This window comes from Nocardia sp. FBN12, from assembly GCF_054031145.1.
In genome coordinates this window covers 4039912-4062874 of record NZ_CM132926.1, presented here as the reverse complement: position 1 = coordinate 4062874, position 22963 = coordinate 4039912, and the positions used below count along the sequence as shown (strand labels likewise).

23 protein-coding genes are annotated in these 22963 nt (G+C 63.3%); 17 read left to right on the top strand and 6 right to left on the bottom strand.

What is annotated here, in order from left to right; translation table 11 throughout:
• Positions 1-168 precede the first annotated feature (168 nt).
• On the top strand, positions 169-528 hold the full coding sequence (locus ACWZHB_RS19345; RefSeq protein ID WP_379325015.1) for a DUF4254 domain-containing protein: 360 nt from the start codon (positions 169-171) through the stop codon (positions 526-528).
• A gap of 3 nt (positions 529-531) precedes the next feature.
• On the opposite strand, the gene ACWZHB_RS19340 is transcribed toward ACWZHB_RS19345, so the two are convergent.
• On the bottom strand, positions 532-1254 hold the full coding sequence (locus tag ACWZHB_RS19340) for a GntR family transcriptional regulator (protein ID WP_427903268.1): 723 nt from the start codon (positions 1252-1254) through the stop codon (positions 532-534).
• 97 nt (positions 1255-1351) lie between these two features.
• Between ACWZHB_RS19340 and ACWZHB_RS19335 the strand changes: the two genes are divergently transcribed.
• From ACWZHB_RS19335 to ACWZHB_RS19310, 6 genes are all read left to right on the top strand, one after another.
• A complete protein-coding gene (locus ACWZHB_RS19335) occupies positions 1352-2479 on the top strand; it encodes a TIGR03364 family FAD-dependent oxidoreductase (RefSeq protein ID WP_427903267.1) in 1128 nt (375 codons plus the stop codon).
• A gap of 9 nt (positions 2480-2488) precedes the next feature.
• Entirely contained in the window at positions 2489-3175 is a 687-nt protein-coding gene (locus ACWZHB_RS19330) for a phosphonatase-like hydrolase (protein ID WP_427903266.1), read from the top strand.
• A gap of 91 nt (positions 3176-3266) precedes the next feature.
• On the top strand, positions 3267-4313 hold the full coding sequence (locus tag ACWZHB_RS19325; protein ID WP_427903265.1) for a 2-aminoethylphosphonate ABC transporter substrate-binding protein: 1047 nt from the start codon (positions 3267-3269) through the stop codon (positions 4311-4313).
• 28 nt (positions 4314-4341) lie between these two features.
• Positions 4342-5544: an ABC transporter ATP-binding protein gene (locus ACWZHB_RS19320; RefSeq protein ID WP_427903264.1), complete on the top strand. Its 1203-nt coding sequence runs from the start codon at positions 4342-4344 to the stop codon at positions 5542-5544.
• Positions 5541-6443 carry a 2-aminoethylphosphonate ABC transporter permease subunit gene (locus tag ACWZHB_RS19315; RefSeq protein WP_427903263.1) on the top strand — a complete coding sequence of 301 codons (903 nt, stop codon included), beginning with the start codon at positions 5541-5543 and terminating at the stop codon, positions 6441-6443. The genes ACWZHB_RS19320 and ACWZHB_RS19315 overlap by 4 nt, the downstream gene beginning before the upstream one ends.
• Positions 6444-6445: 2 nt before the next feature.
• Positions 6446-7243: an ABC transporter permease gene (locus tag ACWZHB_RS19310; protein WP_427903262.1), complete on the top strand. Its 798-nt coding sequence runs from the start codon at positions 6446-6448 to the stop codon at positions 7241-7243.
• 46 nt (positions 7244-7289) lie between these two features.
• On the opposite strand, the gene ACWZHB_RS19305 is transcribed toward ACWZHB_RS19310, so the two are convergent.
• Positions 7290-7625 carry an SDR family NAD(P)-dependent oxidoreductase gene (locus ACWZHB_RS19305; protein WP_427909225.1) on the bottom strand — a complete coding sequence of 112 codons (336 nt, stop codon included), beginning with the start codon at positions 7623-7625 and terminating at the stop codon, positions 7290-7292.
• Positions 7626-7657: 32 nt separating this feature from the next.
• Here ACWZHB_RS19305 and ACWZHB_RS19300 point away from each other — a divergent pair, with 32 nt between their 5' ends.
• Both ACWZHB_RS19300 and ACWZHB_RS19295 read left to right on the top strand, forming a co-directional pair.
• Positions 7658-8347: a hypothetical protein gene (locus tag ACWZHB_RS19300; protein ID WP_427903261.1), complete on the top strand. Its 690-nt coding sequence runs from the start codon at positions 7658-7660 to the stop codon at positions 8345-8347.
• A 133-nt stretch (positions 8348-8480) separates the two neighbouring features.
• Positions 8481-9131 carry an HAD family hydrolase gene (locus ACWZHB_RS19295; protein ID WP_427903260.1) on the top strand — a complete coding sequence of 217 codons (651 nt, stop codon included), beginning with the start codon at positions 8481-8483 and terminating at the stop codon, positions 9129-9131.
• Here the strand turns inward: ACWZHB_RS19295 and ACWZHB_RS19290 are convergent.
• Positions 9128-10402 carry a helix-turn-helix transcriptional regulator gene (locus ACWZHB_RS19290; protein ID WP_427903259.1) on the bottom strand — a complete coding sequence of 425 codons (1275 nt, stop codon included), beginning with the start codon at positions 10400-10402 and terminating at the stop codon, positions 9128-9130. The genes ACWZHB_RS19295 and ACWZHB_RS19290 overlap by 4 nt on opposite strands.
• Positions 10403-10641: 239 nt before the next feature.
• Here ACWZHB_RS19290 and ACWZHB_RS19285 point away from each other — a divergent pair, with 239 nt between their 5' ends.
• From ACWZHB_RS19285 to ACWZHB_RS19270, 4 genes are all read left to right on the top strand, one after another.
• Entirely contained in the window at positions 10642-10857 is a 216-nt protein-coding gene (locus ACWZHB_RS19285) for a helix-turn-helix domain-containing protein (protein ID WP_427903258.1), read from the top strand.
• Between the two features lie 160 nt (positions 10858-11017).
• Positions 11018-11494: a DNA-directed RNA polymerase subunit beta gene (locus tag ACWZHB_RS19280; RefSeq protein ID WP_427903257.1), complete on the top strand. Its 477-nt coding sequence runs from the start codon at positions 11018-11020 to the stop codon at positions 11492-11494.
• A gap of 556 nt (positions 11495-12050) precedes the next feature.
• Complete coding sequence (locus ACWZHB_RS19275; RefSeq protein ID WP_427903256.1) at positions 12051-13430, top strand: UDP-N-acetylmuramoyl-tripeptide--D-alanyl-D-alanine ligase; 1380 nt, start codon at positions 12051-12053, stop codon at positions 13428-13430.
• A gap of 19 nt (positions 13431-13449) precedes the next feature.
• Positions 13450-14313 (top strand): phosphotransferase enzyme family protein, encoded by an 864-nt coding sequence (locus ACWZHB_RS19270; protein WP_427903255.1) that lies wholly within the window; start codon positions 13450-13452, stop codon positions 14311-14313.
• Between the two features lie 108 nt (positions 14314-14421).
• On the opposite strand, the gene ACWZHB_RS19265 is transcribed toward ACWZHB_RS19270, so the two are convergent.
• Complete coding sequence (locus ACWZHB_RS19265) at positions 14422-15660, bottom strand: GTP pyrophosphokinase (protein ID WP_427903254.1); 1239 nt, start codon at positions 15658-15660, stop codon at positions 14422-14424.
• A 478-nt stretch (positions 15661-16138) separates the two neighbouring features.
• Here ACWZHB_RS19265 and ACWZHB_RS19260 point away from each other — a divergent pair, with 478 nt between their 5' ends.
• Positions 16139-16669, top strand: a complete 531-nt coding sequence (locus ACWZHB_RS19260) for an HNH endonuclease (protein WP_427903253.1) — start codon at positions 16139-16141, stop codon at positions 16667-16669.
• A gap of 382 nt (positions 16670-17051) precedes the next feature.
• Complete coding sequence (locus ACWZHB_RS19255; protein WP_427903252.1) at positions 17052-18161, top strand: hypothetical protein; 1110 nt, start codon at positions 17052-17054, stop codon at positions 18159-18161.
• Between the two features lie 95 nt (positions 18162-18256).
• Here the strand turns inward: ACWZHB_RS19255 and ACWZHB_RS19250 are convergent, their stop codons facing one another.
• Positions 18257-19723, bottom strand: a complete 1467-nt coding sequence (locus ACWZHB_RS19250; RefSeq protein WP_427903251.1) for a hypothetical protein — start codon at positions 19721-19723, stop codon at positions 18257-18259.
• A gap of 414 nt (positions 19724-20137) precedes the next feature.
• Between ACWZHB_RS19250 and ACWZHB_RS19245 the strand changes: the two genes are divergently transcribed.
• On the top strand, positions 20138-20434 hold the full coding sequence (locus ACWZHB_RS19245) for a hypothetical protein (RefSeq protein WP_427903250.1): 297 nt from the start codon (positions 20138-20140) through the stop codon (positions 20432-20434).
• A 489-nt stretch (positions 20435-20923) separates the two neighbouring features.
• Here ACWZHB_RS19245 and ACWZHB_RS19240 read toward each other — a convergent pair whose 3' ends face one another.
• Positions 20924-21175, bottom strand: coding sequence for a hypothetical protein (locus tag ACWZHB_RS19240; protein WP_427903249.1), 252 nt, complete (start codon positions 21173-21175; stop codon positions 20924-20926).
• Positions 21176-21748: 573 nt separating this feature from the next.
• Here ACWZHB_RS19240 and ACWZHB_RS19235 point away from each other — a divergent pair.
• Positions 21749-22867 (top strand): competence protein CoiA family protein, encoded by a 1119-nt coding sequence (locus ACWZHB_RS19235; protein WP_427903248.1) that lies wholly within the window; start codon positions 21749-21751, stop codon positions 22865-22867.
• Positions 22868-22963 lie beyond the last annotated feature (96 nt).

Sequence of the window (22963 nt, the reverse complement as noted above, 5' to 3'; positions counted from 1 at the left end):
GAACAGATGACCGGGATAACCGAATCGAGAGCCAATCATGTTGGTAGACAAATCTTGGGTGTCGGGTGAATTCGGGGCAGTGCGATGAGCGCGCCGGTGATGGGGATACTGCCCACCGCTCCGCAATTGTTGTGCGCATTTCAGGGGCGGCGATTTCAAGATCGCGAATTGTTGCGGTCAGCGCACGCGCTCGCTGAACTGCACGAACGGCGGGGGCAGGTGCGTGACACGGCATTGATCGCCGAGATCGATTGCCGTCGAAGTGAACTGGTCGACGACATCAACGACTGGTGTGTCCAGGAGATCCCGTTGCATCGCAACGGCGCCTCGCTGCACACCGAGAGTCTCGGTGCGGTCGTCGACCGGATGGCGCGTAGCTGGGTGGATGCCAACCAGGCCATCGACATCAACGGCGCGCGAAGCGACAACACACACAAGCACTGGTATCACCTCGCCGAGCTTGTCGACGGTTACACCGACCTGGTCACGGATGTGGCAGGCGGACGGCGCAGACTGCCCGAACAGTAAGGGCTACACCGGCTCCGGTGACAGCCTCGCCTCGAAGGCGATGCGGTCACCGCGGTAGAGCGAGCGCACCCGTTCGATGGGTGCGCCGTCGGCGTCGACACTGCGCCGGTGCAACAGCAACATCGGTAGTGCGGTAGTGCATTCGAGCAGGCCCGCCTCGCGCGGGGCGGCGAGTACGGTTTCGATGCGTTCGCGCGCACCGGCGAGTTCGACGCCGGTCGCGCGGATCGCGGCGTACAGCGAAGTGGTGGGGTCATAGGTGCCGCGCAGGGTGGCGAAGCGGTGCAGGGGTAGGTAGGTGCTCTCCAGTCCGACGCGTTCACCGTCGGCGAGCAGAACCCGCTCCAGGTGCATCACCTCGGTGCCCAGTTCCACCTCGAGGTCGGTGGCCGTCGCCGCGTCGGCGGCGACGTCTTCCCACGCGACCAGAATGCGGCCGGGCGTGCGGCCGAGACTGATCGCGCCCTCGGTATAGGAGCGCAGCGACAGCGGCTGCGTCAGCTTGGGGCGGGAGACCACCGTCCCGCGGCCCTGGCGTCGAATTCGCCCCTCCACCAGCAGTTCTCGCAGTGCCTGCCGCACGGTTTCGCGCGCGACGCCGAAGCGGGTGGCGAGGTCGCGTTCTGATGGAACCGGGTCGCCCTCGGTGAGATCGGCCAGGATCAGATCGATTTCGGTGCGAACCAGGAACACCTTCGGAACGCGGGTGGTGTGCGGCGAATCCATGGGGCCCACCATACCCGGATTGGTCTATACCAAAATTTAACTTGCTGTTCTCGCGGCCCTCACCTATCGGTCTAGACCATTTGCCACTATCGGTGGCATGCGATTGGTCATCATCGGTGGAGGGATCCTCGGCACCGCTCACGCCTGGGCGGCGGTAGCCCGTGGACACGAGGTCGTGCACCTCGAACGCGAACGCGAGGCCCGCGGCGCGACGGTCCGCAATTTCGGTTTGGTCTGGGTCTCGGGCCGGTCGGCGAACGAGCTCGAGCTGACGCTGCGTTCGCGCGAGCTGTGGGAGGAGATCGGCGGCCGGGTCGCCGGCGTCGGCTTCCGGCCCGCCGGTTCGATCACGCTGGTCCGAACCCCCGCCGAGCTCGCCGTCGCCGAGGCGGCCGCCGCCGGCGACACCGCCGAAGCCCGTGGATTCAGCCTGCTCGACCCCGACGCGGTCCGCGCGATCAACCCGGCGGTCCGCGGCAAATACCTTGCCGGCCTGCACTGTTCGACCGATGCGGCCGTGGAGTCGCGTCAGGCATTGCCCGCCCTGCGCGCTCATATGGCCGCGACCGATCGTTATACCTTCCACGAGGGCACCGAGGCTCGCTCGGTGCTCGACACCGGTTCCGGCGCGGTCGTCGTCGACGATCACGGTCGCCGCCACGAGGCCGACCTCGTCATCCACTGCCCCGGCGCCGCCCACTCCGGACTCACCCGTGAGCTGGCGGGCGAGCTGGCGGTGCGCCGTGTGCGCCTGCAGATGATGCAGACCGCTCCGCTGGGCGAACCGCTCACCACCGCGATCGCCGACGGCGACAGCTTCCGCTACTACCCGGGTTTCGCGGGCCCGCAGGTGGATTCGCTGGCTGCCGAGCAGTCCCAGACCGCCACCGCCGCCGAGCACAAGATGCAGCTGCTGTGCGTGCAGCGCCTGCACGGTGGCCTGACCATCGGCGACACCCACGAATACACCGAGCCGTTCGCCTTCGACGTCGACGAAGCGCCCTACGACCACCTCACCGAGGTGACCGAGGAACTGCTCGGCCGCAAGCTGCCGCCGATCGTGCGGCGCTGGGCGGGCGTCTACAGCCAGAGCGTCGACCCGGGCACCGTCGTCACCCGGGTGCGGGCCGATACCAACGTCTGGGTCGTCACCGGCCCCGGCGGTCGCGGTATGACGCTCGGCCCCGCCATCGGCGAACAAACCGCCGACCAGATCGGACTGTGAGGAACAACTATGCCGGACAACAAGATTCAGCTCGCCGCCCTCGACATGGCAGGCACCACCGTCGCCGACGGCGGACTGGTGCTGCGCGCCTTCGAGAGCGCTGCCACCACCGCCGGGATCGAGACCGAGGGCCCGCGCCGGGACCAGGCTCGCCGCTACGTGGTCGACACTATGGGCCAGTCCAAGATCGAGGTGTTCCGCGCGCTGCTCGACGGCGACGAGGCCGCCGCCCAGAATGCCAACCGGGCCTTCGAGATCGCCTACGACAGCCTGGTCGACGAGGCCGACATCGCGCCGATTCCCGGTGCGGTGGAAGCGATCACCGCATTGCGTGACGCCGGTGTCCGGGTCGCGCTGACCACCGGATTCAGCCGGGGCACGCAGGACAAGCTCCTCGCCGCACTGGGCTGGGCCGACCTGGTCGATCTCACCCTGGCGCCGTCGGACGCCGGTCGCGGTCGCCCCTATCCCGACATGGTGCTGGCCGCCGCGCTCCGGCTGGGCGTCGACGCCGTCGACCGCATCGCCGTGCTCGGTGACACCACCAGCGACATCGCCACCGGCCTCGCCGCCGGCGCGGGCATCGTCGCGGGCACCCTGACCGGCGCGCACACCGCCGATCAGCTGCGCGCCGCCGGCGCTACCCACGTCGTCGACTCCGTTGCCGACTTCCCGGCGCTGGTACTGGCGTACTGAAACCTGCCGTCGCGGTAGTCGCCGCGTCGTCGCCCTCCGATCCACCCGTCCCTGCGATTCCCCCGACACTGAAACGAAAGTTGCTGTAATCGTGCGTACTTCACTCACCGCGCGTCGCCTGTCCAGGGCCGCGCTGCTGCTGGCCGGCGTCACCGCCGTCGCGTTCACCGGCGCCTGCGGTGGCACCGGTACCGAATCCGTGGACGGCAAGACCGTCACCGTGTACTCCGCCGATGGCGTCGGTGGCTGGTACAAGTCCCAGTTCGACGCGTTCACCAAGGAGACCGGCATCGCGGTCAACCTGGTCGAGGCGGGCTCCGGCGAGGTCGTGAACCGGGTCGACAAGGAGCAGTCCAACCCGCAGGCCGACGTCGTGGTCACCCTGCCGCCGTTCATCCAGAAGGCCAAGCAGTCGGGTCTGCTGCAGCCAAGCGGCATCGACACCGCCGCTGTCCCGGCCGCGGCCAAGGACGCCGACGGCACCTACGTGACCATGGCGAACAACTTCCTGTGCTTCATCGCCAACCCCGCGGTCGACGCCTCGGCACTCACCTGGGAAGACCTGCTGAAGCCGGAGTACAAGGGCAAGCTGCAGTACTCCACCCCCGGCCAGGCCGGTGACGGCACCGCGGTGCTGGTGCTGCTGCAGCAGTTGCGTGGCAAGCAGGGCGCCCTCGATTACCTGACGGCGCTGCAGGCCAACAATGTCGGCCCGTCGTCCTCGACCGGCAAGCTGCAGGCCAAGGTCGACAAGGGTGAGCTGCTCATCGCCAACGGTGACGTGCAGATGAACCTGACCACGGTGAAGGAGAAGGGCTCCAAGTTCAACGTCTTCTTCCCCGCCGCCGACGGCAAGCGTTCCACCGTGGCCGTGCCGTACATGATGGGTCTGGCCAAGGGCGCCCCGCACAAGGACGACGCCACCAAGCTGATGAGCTTCCTGATGGCCCCGGCCGCGCAGGCGCAACTCGGCCCCGACGCCTTCGCCGTGTCGCCCCGCACCGATGTGCCCGCACCGGCCGATGGCGGTCCGGCCGCCGCGCTGCAGGGTGTCGAGGTGGTCGCGGTCGACTGGAACAAGGTGCTGACCGAGCTGGACGCCGATGTTGCGGCGTACCAGAAGGCAACCGGCAGCTGAATGCGGCTGTGACACAAGGAGTTCGATGATGTCCGACGGTGACCTCCAGATGAAATCCGCCACTTCGGTCGCGGCAACCAACGAACCCGCGATCGTGTTCGATCGGGTCGGGGTCAGTTATGGCAGGGGCCGCAAGGCCGCCGTCGCGCTGGCCGATTTCACCCTGCGCGTCGCCGTCGGCGAGACTGTCGCGCTCCTCGGTCCGAGTGGGTCGGGCAAGTCGACCGCGCTCAAGGCCCTGGCCGGTTTCGTCCGGCCCACCTCGGGTTCGGTCCGGCTCGCGGGCCGCGACGTCACCGATCTCTCGCCCGCCAAGCGCGGGATCGGTGTCGTCGTGCAGTCCTACGCGTTGTTCCCGCACATGAACGTGCACAGCAATGTGGCGTTCGGCTTGAAATCGCATCGGGTGCCCCGTGCGGAGATCTCCGTGCGGGTCGCCGAGGCGCTCGACATGGTCGGCATGGGTGGTTACGCGCAGCGGCTCCCGCGTGAGTTGTCCGGTGGGCAGCAGCAGCGGGTGGCGATCGCCCGTGCGCTGGCCATCAAACCCACCGTGCTGCTACTCGACGAACCCCTCGCCGCGCTCGACGCGCAACTGCGCCATTCGATGCTCGGTGAGTTGCAGGCGCTGCGAAAAGCGCTGCCCGACACAGCGATGCTGTACGTCACCCACGATCAGGCCGAGGCGCTGGCGCTGGCCGACCGGATCGCGGTGATGCGTGACTCCCGCCTCGTCGACATCGACACCGCCGAAAACCTGTGGCAGCGTCCACCCACCGACTTCACCGCCGGTTTCCTCGGGGGCGCGAACCTGGTGCCCTGCGTCGTCAACCACGTCACCGGCACCGCAGCTCTGGTCACCGCGGGCACCAACACCCTGCGCGTGCAAGCGCCGCAACCCGGGGTGGGACTCGCGGATTGGGCGCCCGACGACGACGCCCTGCTGTGCATCCGCCCGCACACGATCATCGTCGGCAAACCCGGCGAGCGGGACGCCTTGCGCGCCACCGTGTCGACCTCGGTATGGCGTGGCGCCACGACCAGGGTCGAGCTGGCCGTCGACGGTCTACCCGGCGTGCTCGCGGCCGACGTGTCGGGGCATTTCACGACCGAAGTCGGTGCCGTCGTCGGGGTGAAGCTCCCGGACCCGGCGGGTGTGCTCATTCCTCGCTCGATCGGCGCGACCTATGCCGCGGCAGGCGCTTCTACTCCTTCGGAGGACGCGTCATGACGACGGCACCTTCGGTACTCGATCCGCCGGACGTGTCGCCGCCGCCGAAAGATCCAGCACCCCGTCGGTCGTGGTTGCCGATTCTCTGGACCTTGCCGCCCGTGCTGGTGGTGCTCGGCGTCGCCGGCTATCCGATTCTGCGGGTGCTGACGGAGTCCACACAGACTCCGACCGGCCGCGGCACCGAGGTGTGGTCCTCGGTGCTCGGGTCGGAGGCGTTCCGGGAAGCGTTGTGGCGCACCGTGTCCATCGCCGTCTGCGCCACCGCCGGGTGCTTGGTCCTCGGCACGTTCCTGGCGATCGTGCTGGCCTTCGTGCCGTTCCCCGGATCAGGTCTGGTCGGCAGGCTCATCGATACGATCCTGACGCTGCCCTCGTTCCTGATCACCCTCGCCTTCACCTTCCTCTACGGGACAGCGGGCGCGGTGAACGCCCTGATCGCTGAATTGACCGGCGCGACAACACCGGTCATCGACTTCTTGACCACTCCGCTCGGCGTGATCCTGGCCGAGATCACCTACTTCACCCCCTTCGTGGTGCGCCCGGTGCTGGCCGCGTTCGCGCAGATGCCGCGTGAACAGCTCGACGTGGCAGCGAGTCTCGGCGCCTCGCCGTGGCGGGTGCTGCGCCAGGTGGTGTTGCCCGAGGCGTGGCCCGCGCTCGCGGCGGGCGGCTCCCTGGTACTGCTGCTCACGCTCAACGAGTTCGGCATCGTGTTGTTCACCGGCGCCAAGGGGGTCATCACCCTACCCGCGCTGATCTACACCCGCGGCATCGTCACCTTCGACCTGCCCGGCGCGGCGGTGCTGGCCTCGGTCCAGGTGCTGCTCTCCCTGAGTCTCTATCTCGTCTACCGGTTCGTCTTCGCCCGGTTCATCGCCCGCCCGAAGGGGGACTGATCGTGCTCGTCTGGACTCCGCGCGGAAAAGCACTGGTACTCGGCGTGTTCGCGCTGGTGGTCACGGTGGTCTTCGTCGCCCCGATCGCCACCGTGATCGCCGCCGCCCTGGCAGGCAGCTGGACCGGTCCGCTGCCGTCGGATCTCGGCTTCACCAATATCGGCACCGTCCTCAGCGGTGAGCAGGCCGCGAGCCTGTCGGTGAGCCTGCAAACCGCGCTGCTCGCCGGCGCGATCTCCCTCGTCCTCGGCACCTGGGCAGCTCTGGCCTCGCGGGAAGCGCCCTCCTGGTTGCGCCGCCTGACCGACGCCGTTTTCCACCTCCCGGTCGCTGTCCCCTCGGTAGCGGTCGGCCTCGGCGTTCTCATCGCCTTCAACGAACGCCCGCTCTTGCTCGGCGGCACCAAATGGATCGTCATCCTCGCCCACGCCGTTCTGGTCCTGGCCTACGCCTTCAGCGCGGTCTCCGCCGCTCTCGACCGCCTCGACCCGGCCTACCGCCAAGCCGCCGAATCCCTGGGCGCGGGGCCGGTCCGAGTCCTCTGCCAGATCACCCTGCCCCTGCTGTTGCCCGCCCTCGGCGCCGCCGCGGGCCTGGCCGTTGCCCTCTCCATGGGCGAGCTCGGCGCGACCATCATGGTCTACCCGGCGACCTGGAAGACGTTGCCCGTCAGCATCTTCGCCCAGACCGACCGTGGTGAAGTCTTCGACGCGGCCGCCGGAACCACGGTCCTCGTGGTCGTCACGCTGGTGGTCCTGGTCGTCCTCGGACGCGTGCGAGGACGCGCGGCTCTGCGCTGAGGTCGGTCGGGTCGCGCCGGGCATTCACAGCACGCGGCGCCGGTGATTACAGGAGCGCCGATGCGTCGACTGCGGTGAGCCCACCGTCGACGCGGAGGTCGTGCCCGTTGATGAAGGTGGCGTCGGCCGAGGCCAAGAAGGCGACGGCAGCGGCAACGTCGTCGGCGGTGCCGACGCGGCCCGCGGGGGAAAGACCCGCGACGCTTCGCTGGGCGGTTTCGGAGAGTTCGGCGCGGAAGGCCGGGGTGTCGATGTAACCAGGGCTGACCGAGTTCACCCGGATTCGCCGTGGCGCCAATTCCGCTGCGAGAGTGCGGGTCAGGTTGTGCACCGCGGCCTTGCTCGCGGAGTACAGGGCGGCTCCGGGGACGCCACGGTGCAGGCCGAACGAAGCATTGATGACGATCGAGGATCGTGGCCGAACTCGCCAGACAGATCAGCGATGTGGCCCGCGGCTGGACCGCTGCCACCACCCCAGCTGGGCACGACCGGCTGCTCGGCACCGACCCCGAACTCGTTGCCGAACTTGCTATTTGGCGTGCTGGGCAGCACATCCCAGAGTCTGACCACCGGCCGACCGGACCCAACCGCTACACCGCCGTCGAACGCGCACATCAACAACAGTTGCACCGCCGCATTCTCGAACTCGACGGCAACACCGGCCTTCCTCAGCACCGATGGGCTGCCACTGTCGACCGCATCGACCCCCGCATCAGCGCCGACCCCACATGGCCGATCATCGCCACCAACATCGACGCCGCTGCCCGCGTCGGCCTCGACATAGAAACCCAGCTCACCGATGCCGTTGTGGCCCGCCCATTACCCGACGAAATGCCCGCCGCCGCACTCTGGGCACGTCTGGAAATCGCCGACACCGACCTCAACGGTCCCGAGCCCGATCAGTACAGCGCGACGGAACCCTTGCCCTCCGATGCAGTCGGACCGGGCGACGAAGCAGACCCGATCGGATCGGTCATCGCCAGCGCAATCGATGCAGCGACACCTAGCGGCTGCACCGAATCCACCTGTGAGGTCAACGGCATCGAGGAGTTCGACCCCTACGGCCACCAGGAGCGCGACGTCGGCCACGGAATCGACTGGTAGTCGGTCGTCACTCCTGCACCGTCGGCCACGGCGACAGCGGGCGCACCGAGGGAACAACCTGTTTGTATTGCGCTCACTAGACTGACCCGGGCAAGGTTGGCACCGCACCGTAGGGCGGTCGAATAGGAGTTGCGTGGTGATCCGGGCTGTTGTGTTCGATGTCGGCGAGACCCTTGTGGACGAGACTCGGGAGTACGGCACCTGGGCGGACTGGTTGGGCGTACCCCGCCATACCTTCGTCTCCGTGTTCGGTGCAGTGATCGCCCAAGGGCTGGACTATCGAGAGACGTTCCAGGTGTTCCAGCCCGGATTCGATCTCGATCAACAGCGCCAAGCTCGCGCAGATGCAGGCAAACCAGAGTGGTTCGGCGAGGAAGACCTCTACCCGGATGTGCGTCCAGCTCTGTCGGCGCTGCGCGAGATGGGTGTCTGGGTGGGCATCGTCGGAAACCAGACCATACGCGCTGGCGGCCTGCTGCGCGGGCTCGATCTGCCGACCGACTTCATCGCGACCTCCGATGACTGGGGCGTGGCAAAGCCCGATGTCGCGTTCTTCGACAAGGTTGTCGAGGTCGCCGGATGCCCGGCAGAACAGATCATCTACGTCGGTGACCGCATCGACAACGACATCACCCCGGCCACCAAGGTCGGGATGCGAACCGCCTATATCCAGCGCGGACCATGGGGATGGATCCACAAGGACCGGCAGGACGTCAAGGAGCTCTCGGACTGGCGAATCCTCAGCCTGTCCGAACTCCCCGACATCGTGAACGCTGAGCGCTAGCCAGAGAGCGAGTTGACGGTTGTATGCCAGTCGTACAACCGCTCATCCAACGCCCGCACCTCGGGTAGCGAGTCCCACTTGCGCAGGTCCTGCCGAACCACCTTGATCCGATCCAAAGTCGTTGCGTACCAGTGCTCGCCGATTCCGTCCAGCGCATCCTCGAGGAAGCCACACGCTTGCTCTGGCAGCTTCTGCAACACACACGCAGCCGCAGCATCGGCAAGGTAAACCGATCGTTGTTTCACCGACTCCGCGGGAAGGTCGTCGAGGACTTGCCGCAGGGTCGCCAGGGCCTCCCGGCCGTCTCCCGCGGAAATCAAAGTGTTGGCTTTGAAGCCCGCGAGCCGCGTCGGGGAGAACCAATCCAGCCACTGCGGCGACGGCTGTTCCTGCGGATCATGCAGGGCATAGGACTGTTCGGCGTGCCGGATGAGGCTCAGTGCCTGTCGGGTATTGCCGAACCGCGTCTCGACTTCGGCCTCGACAGCATCGAGCCATGCCGTCAGTTCGTGGTTTCCGTTGCCCCGCCGCGCGAATGCTCGGGCCGCTCGAACGCGCTCTCTCGCTTCCTCGGCCCTTTTCGCTTCGCCGGAGAATGCGGGAACGAAGGCCATGTGCGCGAGGACGGCGCAGCCGAGTAGGGCGTCTGCTGCTTCGTGGGCTGCCTGTAGCGCGAGGACGAAACTGGTCTGGGCTTCGTCGGGTTGCTGAAGATCGAAGAACTCGAGACGGCCTGCCAGCAGGGCTGATTCAGCGACTGCTCGTGCCAAGGGGACGGTGGCCCGTACGTCGATCTGCGGGATGAGATCGGACCCCATCCGAGCGTGATATGAAACGGACCGGTGCAGTTGCTTCGCCGGCAGCGACCAGTACATGCCGCGATGGGCAACCGTGATCGCCACGTAGTTCTTCGCGACCGCTGCTGGCAGTTCCGCTCCACCCATCGTGCGCCGGTATCGGCCGGGCTTCTGAATCACATTGGTGCCCAACGCTTCTCTGGAACCTCGACCTTCCGAGCCGTTCGGCCAGGGAGGTGCGAACCCGAGTTCGGTAATAGGGCGTTTGAACAGCGCTTCCAGGGCGGCTGCATGCTCTGGATGCGGCCACGGCGGATCGGTCGACTCCCAACGCCTTACGGTGCGGGCTGCTACCTCGATGCGGAGTCCGATCGCGCGCGCGGCGTCGGTCAGCGCATCAGCCAAGGCCGCCTGAGATCGATATCCCAGCGCCTGACGGGCCGCGCGAAGAGCCGCATTCCCATTGTTTGCCATGCAAGCGAGAGTAGTCCGCTATCTGGACATTTGACGAGAGCGCTCTTCGTATATGGCCGCTCTATGTCCTCTTATTTGTCCTTCTTTCGACCTTTGTGATGAGTCAATGTTGGTCTGGCAGAGCGAATCAGCTTGCGGTAGCGCGAAGGACGACACGGAGGAACGATGAACGAGCCAGACCCGTCAAGCGGTCAGCCAAATGCGGTCGTCACTGGGTGGCCCACTTCATCGGCGACCAGATGACATCCACCATCGAAACCGATGTCCTCGCCATTCTCGCGGTCGGTGGACAGCTCACCGCCGACACGATCGCTCGCAATCTGAACGTGCCACCCCGGCGCGTGGGGCGCGCCCTGCACTCGTTGCGCCGCAACGGCGACGTATTTCGAAACCGGCGCGCGGCGTGGCAGATCACAGCCGGACAGAGTCATACGGAACGGCAGGCCGCGCGATGAGTCACCTCACCCCGGCCACGCCCGCACCACAGCCATCGCTCACCCAACTCACCCGAACGCTCGAAGCGATGTGCGAAGCCGGTTGGCTCACGAACTCACCCACGCCACCAACGGTCGATGCAACAGGTACCCCCACGACCGGGTTGCCCGAGGAATGCCGATGACGCAGACCAGGCCACCCGCCGCCTACGCCGAAACTCCCCGCTCACGCTGCGAGTTCTACCGGCACGAGTGCTCACTACCCACCGTGATCGACCCCGACACCGGGCGAATCACCATGAAGGCCGGGTTCGTCGGTGCGGTGATGATGCCCACCGACCTGGCGCAACGGGTCAAAGCCGCCCTCGATGTGCGTGGTGTCGCGCCGTTGCCGATTATCGGCCACCCCCGAGCCGGAATGTGGACATTCTTGGTGAGGTCCGACATTCGCCCGATCGGTGACGCTGCCGTCGTGGCACGCCTATGGCGTGCGCGGGTAGTGGTGATCCGTGAGGGTGATATCGCGTTGCCGTCACCGGTGCCGGACGCACTGATCGCCCGAACGTGGATCTCGCCGGCAATCAGTAAGTTCCGGCCATCCGGGGCGGTTGTCCTCGCATGCACCCGAGCGTGCTTACCGAGCCAGTTCCCCCGATGAAACCCGGCCCCCGGTCGCCCTGTCCCGACGAGCCCGATATTCACCTCACCATCCAATTTGCCAGTGTACGAATGGATTTCGCCGCATGCCTGACTGTCGCACTCGTGTTCGTGCAAGACATGGCCGCACGCCGACCCTGCGCTGTCGCCGTCGATTCCGGCCACTGTGTCGGGCTCCCAAGGCTGCCCAACGAGCGCCTCTACCTGCTGCCCTAGCCGCACGACCGGCTCGCATCCAGGCCAATTGAATGGCCTTCAACGCACCCAGGTGAGGCCCCGAGACACCTCACCACGGCGCGAGCGAAGGCGGCCCCGGACTCGTTTCCCGGCGATATCGCGATGTCCGGGGCCACCCAAACTTTCCGTCCCGCACCCGCAAAAGTGTGGGACCTGAGCGCAGACGCAGCGATCGGCCAACTGTGGCCGACTCGAGCCGATCCGGGCGATCAAACCGGTCCGGTGACGAGCATGATCGTGGCGCACAACCCGATCTCGCCGTCCGCACAGGATCTCGCCCCGAACTCCCGACACCGCAGTGAAATCGAAAGGTCGAACCCATGATCCCCATGACCCTCGCCGAGATCGCCCAAGCCGTCAACGGTCGGCTCGACGCCGTAACCGACGACCAAGTCACCGTCACCGCACCGACCGCATTCGACTCCCGCCACGTCGACGACGGTGGACTGTTCGCCGCGCTGGACGGCAACCGTGTCGACGGCCACGACTTCGCCACTGCCGCAATAGAAAAGGGTGCGGTCGCGGTCCTGGCCTCCCGTCCGACCGGCACCCCGGCGATCATCGTTGAGGACGTGGTGACCGCGATGAGCGATCTGGCCCACGCCGTAGCCACCCGCTACACCGGCCGAGTTCTCGCGATCACCGGTTCGGCGGGCAAAACCTCCACCAAGGACCTGCTCACCCAGATCCTGTCCCGCCACGGCAGCGTCGTCGCCACCGAGCGTTCGTTCAACAACGAGATCGGGTTCCCACACACCGTGCTGCGAGTCGAGGCCGACACCGACTTCCTCGTGTTGGAGATGGGTGCGCGCGGGCGCGGTCACATCAGCCATCTCGCGGCCATCGCCCGCCCACAGATCGGCGCGGTCCTGGGTATCGGCTCCGCCCACATCGGCGAATTCGGCAGCCGCGAGGCAATCGCGGTCGCCAAACGCGAACTCGTCGAAGCCCTCTACGCCTCCGGTATCGCCGTCCTCAACGCAGATGACCCGCTGGTAGCGGAGATGGCCGAGCACACCCGCGCCAAGGTCCTGCGCTTCGGCGCCGGCCCGGATGCCGACGTGCGTGCCACCGGCATCACCCTCGACGCCAATGCCCGTGCGCAGTTCACCCTGCGCCACGGTGACCATTCCGCACCGGTCACCCTCGGCGTGGTCGGGGAGCACCACCTGACCAACGCACTCGCCGCGGCCGCGCTGGCATTGAGCGCAGGCGTCGAATTTACCACTGTCGCAGAAGGTCTCGACGGCGCGAGGTTGGCGTCGGGCAGCCGGATGGAGGTCACCGAACGCCCCGACGGGGTCATGGTAATCAACGATGCGTTCAACGCCTCGCCGGAAAGCGTCGAAGCCGCTCTGCGGTCGCTTGCCACGATCGCCGCGACTGAACGGCCCACCGTCGCGGTCCTCGGGGAGATGCGGGAACTCGGCGACACCGCACCGGCCTTGCACGCAACGATCGGACGTCAGGTCGCCGATCTGGGTATCGGCACCCTGATCACCGTCGGCGGCCACCACGCCGAACTCATGGCCACCGCCGCCCGAGACGCAGGCTCGGCGCAGGTCACCCATGTCGAAACCAGAGACCAAGTGCTGGCAATACTTACCGAAGGTCTGCGCGGTCGCGACGTGGTCCTGATCAAGGGTGCCAACTCCGCTGGCCTGTTCGAAACCGCCGCAGCACTCGCCGCCGGTCATTGACCAGAAGAAGCGAAACACCATGAGAAGCAAAGACATCGTGGCATTGGCACGAGCGGCCTGCGCTCAGGCTCAGGTCGCCGCTGCTCGGATCGACCCAATTCGGTTGCGTGACAACGCTATGCTGCGCACGGATACCGCGACCATCATCCGTGTGCATCAGCGCGGGGAACTGGCGACGGCGGTCCGGGAGCTGCGGGCCGCGGACTGGCTGCGTTCCCATCACGTTCGCGCACCCGAACCACTGGTGCCCGACCCGGTCGTGGTCGACGGGCGGCCTGTCACCTTCTGGGAAGACCTCGGATCGGGCGGACCCGCCGAGGCTGCCGAAACCGGGACGATGCTCGCACGGCTACACACACTTCGCGTGCCCAGCCACCTCGGGCTGCCCCGCTTCACCCTGCCCGACTTCACCGACCGCATCGATCAATGCCTCACCGACGGCACGGAAAAGGCGTGGCTGCGTGGCTACGCCGAAGACATCGCGGAACGGTGGCACGCGCTGGAGTGGCCGAGCCCTTGGTGTGTCATCCACGGCGACCCATCCCCAGCCAACACCATGTCCGCAGCCACCGGAGGACACGTCGTAGACCTGGAACGCTGCTGCATCGGACCCCCACAATGGGACCAAGCCACCGTCGCCTTCCAGTCCGACACCCTCGCGGACCCACCAGCGAGATGGGAACAGTTCGCCGACGCCTACGGCTCCGACGTCACCAAATGGGAGGGATACCCGGTGATCCGTGACGTCCGATCCTTCGAGTTGTGCCTGTTCGCGCTACGCCATGCCGCTGTCTCCGACCACGCACGCCACCAGGCGGACTACAGGCTGGCCTGCCTACACGGGCACCAGGGCTTGCGGCCCTGGCGATGGGTTGCGCCCTGAAACGAGCCGCCGAAGCTTGCACGCCGCAGTGATCGCCTACATCCGTGCACCCACAACGACATCGGGACCAGTGGGGGCAATGATCGAATCCCGATGGGCGCGTAGCCGTCAACCGACCTTCGAAATCGTCTCTGCCACATTCTCTATCCGATGCAGTTGGCTAGCTAGAACCTGCGGGTCAGGATCTGACGAAGCGTGCACGATGCTATTTCGCATATGCCTAAGATGTCGGATTTCGGCGGCCAATTCGGGGCTAATTTTCCCGCCACTGTCAAGTGCTTTGATTGCCGAAATTGGATTTCTTGACCCTGGTGCTACATCCAGAAGTAGCTGTTCGAGCTTCGTCCATTCCCTTACGAATTTACCCAAAAGGTGCAAACGCTCGGTATTGATGAAGTTATCATGCACGCTTTGCGGGAGCGTAGATGCCTTTCTTAATATTTCGATCCGGCGTTCCGGGTCTTCGTTTAGGATTTGACTAATAACCTGCTCAGCGAGGGCTCCTTCGTCAAATCGTTCGTGGACTTTGTTCAGGTAGGGCTTCAGTTCGTTCGGGGTCGCGAGGTTCAGTCGCTTTGCAAATCGGTAAAGGACATCAACAGGGCCAAGTTCTGTCTCGCTTACCTCGCCCTTTCCTAGCTCTCGCGCATGGTTGAGGAGGAAGCTCGCGAGTTCGTAGTGTATTGCAAACTCTCTGACACCTTCGTCAATTCTCTTCCGCTCAGCTTTTTGCAACTGTTCCAGTGCTATTTCTCCGGCATGCACTAAGCCGTTCAACTGGTCGAGTAGGGCAATTTCCTCATCAGATAGGTCCCCATTGAGGGGTTTGTATACAAGATCGTGTTCTACTTCCGACCATCCATGCATGAGAACGGATGCGACTTGTACCTCCACGCGAGCCAGCGAGAGCCTGACATTAGCTCCGATTAGATCGTCCGACTTGATCTGGACACGATAGTGGATTGCGGAATAACCAGAGAAACGGTTCCCCTTGCGGCTGATTGTTTCCTCGGGAAACTCTTTTCGCGCACCGACCTGGTCGAATAGCCGGGCGATGATTCGGTCAACCTCATCCCTCTCTCCCGGAAAGTAGAGAGCGACTCGAACGCCGGCTAGGTCGGCAATATCGGCCCGCAAAATATCGACCGAAGCATAGTCGCGCTTCTTGCTTCTTTGGAAGCATTTGTCACGGAGGCGGTCAATGCTTTTAGCCCTGCTGGTAACAATGCACCTGATGCCAGCGGAATGTAGAGCGCTTTTGAGGCGGCCTTCAACTATTCTGGCAACCTCTGAATAGTAGTCGAACTCTCGCTCGTACTGTTTGATAAACTCATCTATTACGTCCATGTTCTTATCTCGGAGTCGGGATAGAGTGGCCAATCGTGTTGGCGACACGGATGCAACGAATACAGGCGCAACCCAGCATTGACGCAGGATACACCTTGCATCTCGATTCGCCTGCGCCAGCAACGGATTGGCCTCAGGGTCTTTCGGCTCGCTGCGGCGGTGCATCGTTCGACCAGTAGCGCAGCGCTGCGACACATTGCGGACGGTTCGGATGCGCATGGCGGTGAACCGCCCGCAGTGACTTGGGTGCTGCACGAGGGTTCGCCTGTTGGCTCGGTGTGGTAGGAGGCGTACGTCCGCCCAGGTCGATAGACATCATCGCCGTCACCGATCTCGACTCAGCGCGACTTCCGAGCGCGTCGTCCTGTCCGGGTACGAACCTATCCTCCCGGAGACATGCACTCGTGACACGCTGACCTAGCATACGGTGTGGGCGGTGGGGACAATATGATAACGGTTCAACGCAGCGAGGTGGAGCATGACCGATCGAGAACCCGTACCCGCCGACCTCCAACGTGATCTGATGATCGAGGCTGGATACCGCTGCGCTGTCACAACCTGCCGGACGGCGGAACCACTTGAAATCGAACACATAGAAGAATACGCCACGGTCAGGAAACATGAATTTTCCAATATGGTCGTGTTATGTGCAAACTGTCATCGCAGGAAAGGTATTGGACCTCGAAAGCTCGACAAAAAGGCACTGAGAATCATAAAACGAAACCTTGCTCTCGTGAATCGTCGATACAACGATGTCGAACGTCGAATAATTGAACATTTCGTCGAAAATGATACTGCTCCGTACGTCCTCCTTCCTGAAACATCAGTACTCTTCGGATATCTATTGAAAGATGGCCTGATCGAAGGTCTCCCAGGTGCAGAAGTTGAAGAAGCGATGCACGGGGAATTAGCAGATGGCCGAACGTTTCACATCACTCGCGGATATGCGCTAACCGAGGATGGAAAGATCTTAGTCAATAAGTTGCGTAAGAATACTGAGATCCTTTGATGCGACGTAAAAACTATTACCAAACTTGCCGGTCCTTAGTCTCGTTTGGATCAAATCCTCGCGGCGTTTCCACTCCCTATCTGCGTGGATTAGTGCATTTAAGCGTGGAGCAATTGAATGTACCCTTGAATTCTAGGGAGCGTTCAAATAGTTTGACCCGAGTCGAGGGTGATCGCGCTCGACGCAACCAAATGCAATCCCCGCGGCACTCTATGCCGGTCAGTCAACGAACTGAATGTCTCAGCGATCGCCGGTCCCTCGGAAAACTATCAATCCGCACGCAAATGGCTGCCGAGGGAAGGGTTGATAGTACAGGCGAGCGCGCTAGTTCTTGGCCTCAATCCTAACTAACGATGTGCTACGCCCGGAAAGTAGGGAATCGATGACGCAAGAACATAAAAACGGAGCAACTGAGGAGGAATTGAGGGCTGCGGTACTCCGGTCCGGATATCCTTTGCAGGGCATGGTGGTCGATAAGTTGGTCGAGACGATCGGAGAGCCATCCTCTGTAAAATGGGATATTCAAGAGGAATGGAGCTTTGTCGATGGCGACACCAATGACGTACGCCAAATCGACGCCTTGGTTAGCTGGCAGGCAAGCAATTCAAATCCTAGTCCGATAGCCGACTTTTCGGATCCAAGCAGCTTCATTCGCGTACACTTGACATTTCTAATAGAATGCAAACAGTCGGAATTGCCGTACGTGGCATTCACTCGAGACACCGCATCGGGATGCAGGACTCCGCTGCTGCTCGGTTTGCCGCATGAAGACCTAGGGATTCGCTTTCATGGAACAGGCAAAACCGCGACCGTTGGCATGTCGACTGAGGATGCTCTTGGGACTTACGAGTTTGGATCACGATGTGGAGAAGGTCCACCAGTGGCCGTATCGATATCGAAGGCTCAATGGATGAAAGGCGGACACCTGGAGCTATCTGGGCAGGAGACCTACCGAAGTCTCACCCTACCGATGCTTAAGGCAATAGACTATTTGAAGGAGAGCTCCAGACCGTCAGAGCAGAGAATGTACCTAGATCTAAGACTTACTTTTCCAATCGCCGTCGTACGCGCCCCACTCTTTGAGGCGCGGGTTCAGAACGGAACGGTTCAACTTGCAGAGGTTCCACATGTACGTGCAGTGAGGTCAGAGCCGACTTCCAAGGTCGGAAGATGGCCCGATACTTCGGGATTTGACATAATTCAGTACGATTTTCTGGCTGACTACGCTCAGCACGCCAAGAATTCGGTACTCGAACTCGTCGAGCGTGTAAACAAGTTCTCGGCGCAGATCCTTACCGGCGCCGCAGTATGGGAATCGGAAGAATTGGATTCCGATCAGGAATCTCAATCAGATGCACACGACGAGCAGCCAGCATATCTAACCATGAAACCACATCTCGGCCCAGATCAGCTATCCGAGATACTCTACAAACGGTATTATGAACTACATAATCCCGAATCAGATGAGAAATCGGACAGCGGAAGTATGTAAGTTCGGCCCTCTTACTGCTTAGCGACTGTTCGCCCATATGCTGGGCAGTGTGGGTGGGGCTGTGATACATAGGTTGGCACCAACTCTGGGGCAATTCAGTCCGCGGTGGAGTGATACCCGTTCGGTCGCTCGAACAGCTCAAGCATGCGCTCATCTAGCGAGGTCGCGTTCCATGGCTTGTCGGACAACAGAAGACTTCGAAGCAGAGTTCGAAGCAGATACCTGCCAGCCGAGACCGCACTGAACTCGCTATCGCCGAGCTTGACCGTCCATTTTTTTGGTGAATTTCCATGCGCTATCTTGGATCGGATGCCATAGAACTGCTTCAGCAAACCGTAGGTATTCTCTGGCGGGACCTCGTCAGCTAATGCGATCGCGGCCCTCTGGGCCATGCGGTGAGTCAGTGCATCGGGCTCCAGGCCAACAAGTGCTTCAATCCCAATTGCGATGTCGAGGATGACATCCTCGACATCGTCGCGGAACGAACTGCGTCGACAACGCCGAGCCGCGATCGACACGTTCTTTGGCGCGTTCTCCAGGGATTTGGCGATCCTGATGATTTCGTCGATCTCGGGTGCCGGGATCGACTTCCTTACTTTGCTCCACCCTCGAGTGTTTAGCTCCTCTGGGTAGGCACGACCCGTCCAGGCGGACCACAGTGGAGGCAGATCGAGTGCCCAGGTGTCGGCCCAGTCCCGGGGTCGAACGAGTATCTGTGCGTACCCGGTAGAAATCTCGCTGACTATGTAGACGGCCTCCGCCACCAAGTACGCGATATCAACTGATATCTCGGGAGGGAGGTCTCCGGGCGACCGGCCGTGGACCTGATTTGAGAACTGAACGTTGCGCACTACGACAGCGTGGGTAGCTGCTGCGGCGACATATGGTGAGACGTTTTCCTGGCGCATCCATGGAAGTGCACGTGCCCGGTGGACGTCCTTCGTCAGGGGTTCGATCCAGGTGTTTGAGTTAATTCGAACGGGCTCGTCGGCGTCAAACGATACGGCCACAAGGGGCACAATCACATCGCCAGTCAATTTTTCACTGAACCGGGCTCTTTCGATCTGCTCGTAGATGGACCTGAGTTCCTCGTCCGTCTCGGCGCAAACAGCGTCCGCGCGATTGAGTATGCAGCCGATCAGCAACCGAACAGTCTCGAACTCGATCTGCTCGCGCCGACGCTCTGTGTTCTCGCCATCCATCAGTGGAGCAAGCCAGCTGATGCCACGCATGAGCTCTTCGTCTTCCATGGCGCGTCGGCTGATTTCTTGCACGGGCGCAGCCAACTCTGAAACATCGGGAACCAGGATGGTTGTGCTAGCTCCGTCCGTGAATCCGAACAGATTTGACCAGTCCATGAGTTCGCTCTTGGGGCCAAGGATCAGATCCGTGGTGACCTGGGGCCATCCCGCATCGTTTTCCTCGTACTTGATCAGGGTCTGTCTTGGCACGTGACGTCCGCTGGCCGCGTACGCACGCCCTGCCTGACGTGCAGCCTTTACCGCAGGCAGAAGTAGCTCCCACAAGTCGGGCCGCAACAGGTCGGTAACTGAATCTCCCACCCGCTCAGAATGCATCACTTGGTTCGACGGATCGACACCGGTGCCGGGTGAGACTCCGTGCTCAGAGACCGAGGGCTGGCGTCGTGGCGTAGGCGCTGCCGTACACATCCAGTCCGCCACCCAGATACCATGGGGACACACCATAGAGTGTGTAACGATCTCACCCCAGCGAATGGTGTCACCTACGCACTCCGTATGGCAGGAGCCGCGAGGTCGCTTTCCTGCTTGTCCGGGTTCGGAACGACTCGATCTCTCTGCGGTCGCAGGAGAGAACCACTCGATCCTGCGGAGCACCGACATCGGCTCGGCGTCAGGATCGAGAGACCGACAGATCGACCGTGATCTGCGCAGCTTCGTCCTGGCAACGCCTTGCGCCGCAACCGGGGGCGCCGTGACCGACACCGAACCAACTGTGTGGACACCAGCCGCGGCGGGGTGTACCACAACAAGAAGTACCAATGGCTGGCCGTCGAGGTCGGCCTCACCGTCGAGCGGCAAAAGAGCAACGGCTGGTTGCAGACCACTCTGCCTGAGGAGACCGACAGGCTGTACCGCACGCAGATCGACGACCTCGTCGGCGTGCTCGTCGCGCACCGCCGCATCGAGCGCGGCGTGATCGCCGCCATCGGCGACAGCTCCGACATCGACGATGCCGAAACCACGCCGGACCAAGACGAGCCCGAACGGGCACCCGCAACGGGTTCAACTTGACCTGCGGATGCACCTCGCCGGTTCGCAGGATCCGCGCGGCGAAACGCACCACCGACGCGGGTCCGATTCTGTGTGGAATCTGCAGTGAGGTCTTCGCTGGAGAGCCTGAAGGCGGGGTTGCACGGGACCGGTAAGCCGTACGGCAACGCAGATGCCTAGTTACGCAGCCTGTTACGCGCAACAGGAAATGTGGTCTGGCACTCGGTTGAACGTTGCTTGCGACCCCGTGTGGTGCCTGTGGAGGGGCGGTGACGTGCTCGTTCTCCGGGCTGCTGGTTTCCTATGCGAGCGACATCCTGATCTGAGGAGACGCTGGGCGGTCGGCTAGAAATGCGTGACATGCGTAAGATGGGACGCGCAGAAGGTTTCGTTCAGTGCTGAGTCGTGCTCTTTGGCTTGACAAGTAACAGCGAAACTACGAAACCCCCAGTTCGAGTACGACGTACTCGAACTGGGGGCGGCCCTAGCGGAGGGTTGATCCTGTCAGTTTCACAGGCTGCTTATCAGGATCTCTCCGTACTGCACGATCGCCGTCAGCACGGTATGCGCCGGGCTGACGGCGTCGTCGTTTCCGACCACGTACAACAGCCAGTGCACCGTACGAAGCATGCGCAGATGCTTGAGGAGCATCAGCGCGCTTGCTCGGCTGTCGGCTACGCCCTTGCGGGCGATAGCCATTGCCTTGCAGGCAGCGGTCGCTGCGACCTTGCGGGCGCGGTTGTTCGCCTTGGCGGGTCCCATACGGGGCTCCACCTCTCAGTCGGGGGTCAACGACCCAGTGGATGCCCGCTGGTTGCGGCGGACGGGCAAGTCTCGATGCCGGTTGATCGAGACCTCCCGCCCGCCACACTCTTTGCGGACCACGGTTCCGGGAGAGCAAGCAAACAAGGTGCCGAATCCGCTGCAGTTTCCCGCAGCGGGTTCGCCGATTCAGAGTCTACTGCCGCCAGGGCGAGAAACCGCACCGCCAGCCGCGCCGGTGGGCGAATTCGCCTGCGGCAAGGGCGCTGTGAGGTTCCATGATGTACCGCGAGGTTCCCACGGAGTCACCATTGAGTCCCCAATGAGGACCGTGCAGGACCATGAGTGATGTTGGTCACAGAAGATAATATCTGGACGACCCATGGGACGCGAATGGCCGAGTCATCGGATTCCTGCACTGGTTCGCCGGTCGATGCCAGCGGCCCACCTCCACGATCGGCGGCGGCAGCCCAAACATCAGACCCCTGTTCTAGTCAGAGGCTCGAGTTACCGTGGGGCGGTAGACCATTGGTTAGGCAGGGGTGCTCGATGGGGGACAACCAAGATCTGTGCGTGGCGTACAAGATGAACGCGGCGCTCGATCCGTATCGCGACCATCTCATCGACATTCGCGTCGATGAGAACTGGGAGCAGTGGCACGGAATCGGGAAGCTGGGTCTGCGTTGCGTACTCTGCCGTCGCGTCGTCACACCGTTCTTGTCCACCCAGAAAAACCGGTTCGTTCGTCATCAGAGCGGAGAGGGAACCTCAGCTTCCGCGGCCGCGAAGAGGACTGCGCACGAGTCATTTCTGCACCAGCGATGCAAGTACTGGGTCGCTGACCAGTTGCGCGAGGCCGGCGCGATCGCTGAAGTCGAACAGCAACTCGGTGACCGCCGCCCTGACGTGCTCGCGGTGCGTGATGGCCGACGGTTCGCAGTCGAAGTCCAATGGTCGTCGCTGAGTCTCGCTATCGCTCAGGAGCGAACGGCAGATCTTCGACGCGCCGGCGCCGACGAGGTCATGTGGTTGACCCGCGGCTACACGTGGGTCGAGAAGCTGCCCACGCTCGGCCTACACGGGTTCAATCCCGACAGCGATGGCTACAGAACCGAGTTCGGCTTCCTTGCGCTCACCCCGAGCGGTGGACTCAGGACAGCCATCCGGCCAGTGCGGCAGGCATTGCATCAATGGCTCGACGGCGAGATCGCGTGGGCCTACCGAGACTTCGAGAAGGCGGGATGGGCCACCGTGCAGGACTGGGCGCAGCACACCAAGCAGCAGGCAGAAGAGATCGAGCGACTTGGCGGTGAACTCGGCAAGGCGACGGACAAGATCGAGCGGCTCAGCACGACAGTTCGCAAGCAGAGCGCGCGGATCGACGCGGTGGAATCAGACCTGAAGGGCGCCAAGGCCGACCTGTCGCTGGAGCAGGGCAAGGTCGAAGAGGGCAAGCGCCACAAGGCCCGTGATGCCGAAACCTTCGAGAAGGCTCGGTCGCTGATCGAGAAGGCCATCGGCCAGCGCGACCAGCACGCCGGGGCGGCCTCCGCTCTGGAAGCCCAACTCGAAGCCGAGCGCGAGGCGCATAACCGCACTGAGGCCGCGTTGGTTTGGCGTGCGAGGCTGGTGAAGGTTCTGCTCGCCGTCTGTCTCGTGCTGGCGGTTCTCGTTCTGCTCGGCAGCTATTGATTTCTAGGCATCAACGTCAAGGACGTCTGGACCGGTCAGGAGGACCGAATGCGACTGAAAATGCAACTGAATCAGTTCGGCGCGTTGTGCATCGAT

What these genes read in the sequence shown, in the direction of transcription:
- ACWZHB_RS19340 (WP_427903268.1), bottom strand. Translation starts at nt 1,254, where the DNA reads ATGGATTCGCCGCACACCACCCGCGTTCCGAAGGTGTTCCTGGTTCGC.
- ACWZHB_RS19335 (WP_427903267.1), top strand. Translation starts at nt 1,352, where the DNA reads ATGCGATTGGTCATCATCGGTGGAGGGATCCTCGGCACCGCTCACGCC.
- ACWZHB_RS19330 (WP_427903266.1), top strand. Translation starts at nt 2,489, where the DNA reads ATGCCGGACAACAAGATTCAGCTCGCCGCCCTCGACATGGCAGGCACC.
- ACWZHB_RS19320 (WP_427903264.1), top strand. Translation starts at nt 4,342, where the DNA reads ATGTCCGACGGTGACCTCCAGATGAAATCCGCCACTTCGGTCGCGGCA.
- ACWZHB_RS19315 (WP_427903263.1), top strand. Translation starts at nt 5,541, where the DNA reads ATGACGACGGCACCTTCGGTACTCGATCCGCCGGACGTGTCGCCGCCG.
- ACWZHB_RS19290 (WP_427903259.1), bottom strand. Translation starts at nt 10,402, where the DNA reads ATGGCAAACAATGGGAATGCGGCTCTTCGCGCGGCCCGTCAGGCGCTG.
- ACWZHB_RS19285 (WP_427903258.1), top strand. Translation starts at nt 10,642, where the DNA reads ATGACATCCACCATCGAAACCGATGTCCTCGCCATTCTCGCGGTCGGT.
- ACWZHB_RS19280 (WP_427903257.1), top strand. Translation starts at nt 11,018, where the DNA reads ATGACGCAGACCAGGCCACCCGCCGCCTACGCCGAAACTCCCCGCTCA.
- ACWZHB_RS19275 (WP_427903256.1), top strand. Translation starts at nt 12,051, where the DNA reads ATGATCCCCATGACCCTCGCCGAGATCGCCCAAGCCGTCAACGGTCGG.
- ACWZHB_RS19270 (WP_427903255.1), top strand. Translation starts at nt 13,450, where the DNA reads ATGAGAAGCAAAGACATCGTGGCATTGGCACGAGCGGCCTGCGCTCAG.
- ACWZHB_RS19265 (WP_427903254.1), bottom strand. Translation starts at nt 15,660, where the DNA reads ATGGACGTAATAGATGAGTTTATCAAACAGTACGAGCGAGAGTTCGAC.
- ACWZHB_RS19260 (WP_427903253.1), top strand. Translation starts at nt 16,139, where the DNA reads ATGACCGATCGAGAACCCGTACCCGCCGACCTCCAACGTGATCTGATG.
- ACWZHB_RS19255 (WP_427903252.1), top strand. Translation starts at nt 17,052, where the DNA reads ATGACGCAAGAACATAAAAACGGAGCAACTGAGGAGGAATTGAGGGCT.
- ACWZHB_RS19240 (WP_427903249.1), bottom strand. Translation starts at nt 21,175, where the DNA reads ATGGGACCCGCCAAGGCGAACAACCGCGCCCGCAAGGTCGCAGCGACC.